Origin of the sequence: Eggerthella sp. BIOML-A4 (assembly GCF_009875575.1) — a bacterium.
GTDB classification, from domain to species: Bacteria; Actinomycetota; Coriobacteriia; order Coriobacteriales; family Eggerthellaceae; genus Eggerthella; species Eggerthella lenta.
Map to the genome: position 1 here is coordinate 1 of NZ_WWRX01000030.1, position 3,075 is coordinate 3,075.

The 3,075-nt window shown below is 64.7% G+C and carries 6 protein-coding genes; 1 reads left to right on the plus strand and 5 read right to left on the minus strand.

Annotation, left to right across the window (positions count from 1 at the left end; translation table 11 throughout):
- From GT613_RS15115 to GT613_RS15135, 5 genes are all read right to left on the minus strand, one after another.
- The coding region (locus GT613_RS15115) for a hypothetical protein (RefSeq protein WP_161172721.1) at positions 1-216 on the minus strand (216 nt) is incomplete at its 3' end.
- Between the two features lie 9 nt (positions 217-225).
- A complete protein-coding gene (locus GT613_RS15120) occupies positions 226-1,212 on the minus strand; it encodes a peptidoglycan recognition family protein (protein WP_114550794.1) in 987 nt (328 codons plus the stop codon).
- Between the two features lie 2 nt (positions 1,213-1,214).
- Positions 1,215-1,481, minus strand: coding sequence for a Gp49 family protein (locus GT613_RS15125; RefSeq protein ID WP_114550793.1), 267 nt, complete (start codon positions 1,479-1,481; stop codon positions 1,215-1,217).
- 2 nt (positions 1,482-1,483) lie between these two features.
- Positions 1,484-1,714 (minus strand): phage holin, encoded by a 231-nt coding sequence (locus tag GT613_RS15130; RefSeq protein WP_161172722.1) that lies wholly within the window; start codon positions 1,712-1,714, stop codon positions 1,484-1,486.
- A 14-nt stretch (positions 1,715-1,728) separates the two neighbouring features.
- Positions 1,729-2,013, minus strand: a complete 285-nt coding sequence (locus tag GT613_RS15135) for a hypothetical protein (RefSeq protein WP_147271062.1) — start codon at positions 2,011-2,013, stop codon at positions 1,729-1,731.
- Between the two features lie 146 nt (positions 2,014-2,159).
- Between GT613_RS15135 and GT613_RS15140 the strand changes: the two genes are divergently transcribed.
- Positions 2,160-3,059, plus strand: a complete 900-nt coding sequence (locus tag GT613_RS15140; RefSeq protein ID WP_161172723.1) for a site-specific integrase — start codon at positions 2,160-2,162, stop codon at positions 3,057-3,059.
- Positions 3,060-3,075 lie beyond the last annotated feature (16 nt).

Here is a 3,075-nt window from a genome sequence, read left to right on the forward strand (position 1 = left end):
TCGGTCGTGACCGATCTCCTCGGACTGCTCGCCATCGTCGGAACCGTCCCAGGCTTGCGGAGAGTCGTTCTCGGCTGCCGTTTCGGCCTTGTCGGCATGCGTCTGCGATTCGGTCGCATGCGAGGCGTACAGCGTCTCCAGCTCGGCCAATTTCGCATCCTTGCCGTACTCCACGCCCATGTCGTCCAGGACGCGCTTGATCTCGTCTTTGGTCATGCCAGCTCCTTACAGTCTAACCAGCCGGGCGCGGAACGCCGACACCATGCCGCCGTTGCCAGCGTAGTCGTCCCCGCATCCGCTCGTGTCGTCGAGGTCGATCATGTCGGCCAGGAAGCCCTCTCCGACGTTAGCCACCGAGTACTCGATGCCGAGCCACCCGGTCGCGTCGGGATCCTGCGTCTCGTAATAGCAGCGCACCGCCGTGATCGGTGAGCCGTCGCCGGCACAGCCGTCCTCCAGGTCGTTGATGTCGTACTTGTTGACGCGCGGCAGCCAGCCTTGACGCTGCGTGCGCACTTGGTACCACCCCGGCATATCGATGGCGAGATACAGGATCGGCGATCCGTCGCCCGCGTAATCGTCTCCGGAACCGCCCGTGTCGGTGTGGTCGACCATCTCCGGCAGCACCCCGTTGGCGGTGCGGACGCGGTAGCGCAGATCGGGGATGCCGACGGACGGGGCGGGGGAAGGGGCGGGAGAAGGAGCCGCGCCGCCGCCCATCTCGTCGTACCAAGCCTGGGCGCGGGCCATGTACTCCGCGTTCTGGCTGCGCTGAAGCTCGCCGGGGCAGTCGGTCGCCGACCAGTGGGAGTGAGGGAACACGTTCACCAGCCACTCCGGACGGCCAAGGCCGTACTTGCGGCAGATCGCCGCCACGAGGTGCGCGCCCTGGTCGAGCACGGTGTCGTTGACCGTCCACGGCCCGAACTGGTTGTTGGCGTGCTCGATGCTGATGGTGTTGCTGTTCGCCCACGCGTTGGCGCACGCCCAGGCGGTGTCCCAGTCGTTGACCAGCTGGCCGATGGTGCCGTCCGCCTGCACCGCGTAGTGGGCGGACGCCTCGCGCGTCTGCCACGTGCTGTAGCAGCCGTCGATGCTCAGGTTGCCGCCCATGTGGTGGATGGTCACGGCCTTGATGGAGCCGTTGCGACCCGGCGTGTAGTGCTTGGTTAGGATGCGTTCGACATCCGCGTTGAGGCCGATCCAGTCCATGGTCACTCCTCCCGCTCTTCCGCCGTGCGCATCTTGTGATAGCCTTCAAGCTCCCATACCTTGTCTCGGACGCGTCCCATGCAGATTTTCGCGCCTAGATCGCGGTCGTAGTTCTCTGGGTCGATGCACGCCGAAGTCTCGGTGACGATGAAGCCGCACGGAAGCTTCGCATGAACCACGGTCATGCAGCCGAAACGATCTTCGACCGTGATCTCGGCTGCTGCCAGGATCGAGTCGACCTGCTCAGGGAACACCCGGTTGTCATTCATGTCTACTCCTTGTCTTTGAGGCTATCCAGCACCTTCTGCGCGTCCTGGGCGGCCTCGGTCATGTTGTTGTTGCGCCACCAGGCGACGACGGTCGTGCCGATGGCAAGCACCGCCGCCACGGCCCCTGTGAGCGCGTCGGGGTCGATCGCGCCGAAGGTGATGGCGAACACGAGGCCCAGCGCGCCCAGCGCCACCGCCAGGGTGCCGATAGCCTTGATCTGCTCCTTGTTCATTCCTGCTCCGATCTCTAGATGTTTATGCCGAGATGAGTTGCCACGATCCCGACCACGAACGCCAGGACCGCCGTGAGGGCGTAGTTGACGACGCTGTCCCATCTCTTCGCGGGCGCGGCCTCCAGAGCCGCTATGCGCTCCTCGGCGGCCGTCTGCCAGGCTGTGTTGGCCTCTTGTATCGCGGTGAGCCTGACAACGCACTCGCGCAGCTCGTCGATCTCCCCGCCGTGCGCCTCGAGGCGCTTGTCGTGCAGCGCGATGGCCCGCTCATGGGCCGAATGCTCGAGGCACTGGTCCAACCGGATCACCTCCTGTCGTGTACGCCGCTTTCCGTCTGCGCCATAGTCCCGCACGAGTCACCTGATCCCGGAAAATCCCAAGCGCGCTTATGATTGGAAACGCGCGAAAAGCGCCTGGGATTTTTGAGTCGAAAAGGAGCCGAGCCATGAACATCGCGGAGATCTACGAGAGCCACTACCTGCCGGAGAAGTCGAAGAAGCGCCGCCCCTCGACCGTGGCGGGATACGACAGCTCGGTGCGCCTCCACGTGCTGCCGAGGTGGGGTTCGTGCGAGATCGAGGACATCGATCCCGACGACCTGCAGGAGTGGGTGGACGGGTTCGATCGTGCCGGCGCCGCCGAGAAAGCCTACAAGTGCCTGCGCCAGATCGTGCGGTGGTGGATTAGGGCAAAGCGCCTGCATATCCCCGATCCGACCCTCTACGTCGAGCTGCCGGCGAAGGAGCCGTACCGTCCCGACGTGCTGGACGCGGAAGGCGTCACGGCCATGCTGCGCGGCATGTGGGGCCATGCCATGGAGGCCGTTGCCATCTGCTCCGTGACGATGGGGCTCCGGAGGGGCGAGGCGTGCGCGCTCACGTGGGGGGACATCAATCTCAAAACAGGCGAGGTTCGCGTGAGCAAGTCGCGGCAGTGCGTGGGCGGAGAGGTCGTGACCGAGGGCACGAAAACCGACAAGTCAACGAGGTCATGCTACCTTCCCAGGTTCGCCATCAACCGCTTGCGCCAGATCAGGGGCAAGGGCCTCATCACCGGAGACGTGTCGCCCGACAAGGTTGCGCGCTCGATCAAGTCGTGGTGCAAACGCATGCGCCTGCCGCACGTCAGCATGACCAATCTGCGCCATACCTGGGCGACGCTCGCTATAGAGGCCGGCATCGGCATCGAGACGGTCGCCATGATGCTAGGGCACACCGACATATCGACGGCGTACGACCACTACATAGTCCCGCGCCGCGCTATCTGCGTCGCCGCTCAGGACGCCGTGGAGACTCTGCTGGTCAAGAGCGCGGGCAAGCCAAGGAAGATGCTGCTGGCCGCATAGTTTTCCGTATCCCAGG

Coding starts and splice junctions, on each gene's coding strand:
- GT613_RS15120 (WP_114550794.1), bottom strand. CDS start 1,212: ATGGACTGGATCGGCCTCAACGCGGATGTCGAACGCATCCTAACCAAG.
- GT613_RS15125 (WP_114550793.1), bottom strand. CDS start 1,481: ATGAATGACAACCGGGTGTTCCCTGAGCAGGTCGACTCGATCCTGGCA.
- GT613_RS15130 (WP_161172722.1), bottom strand. CDS start 1,714: ATGAACAAGGAGCAGATCAAGGCTATCGGCACCCTGGCGGTGGCGCTG.
- GT613_RS15140 (WP_161172723.1), top strand. CDS start 2,160: ATGAACATCGCGGAGATCTACGAGAGCCACTACCTGCCGGAGAAGTCG.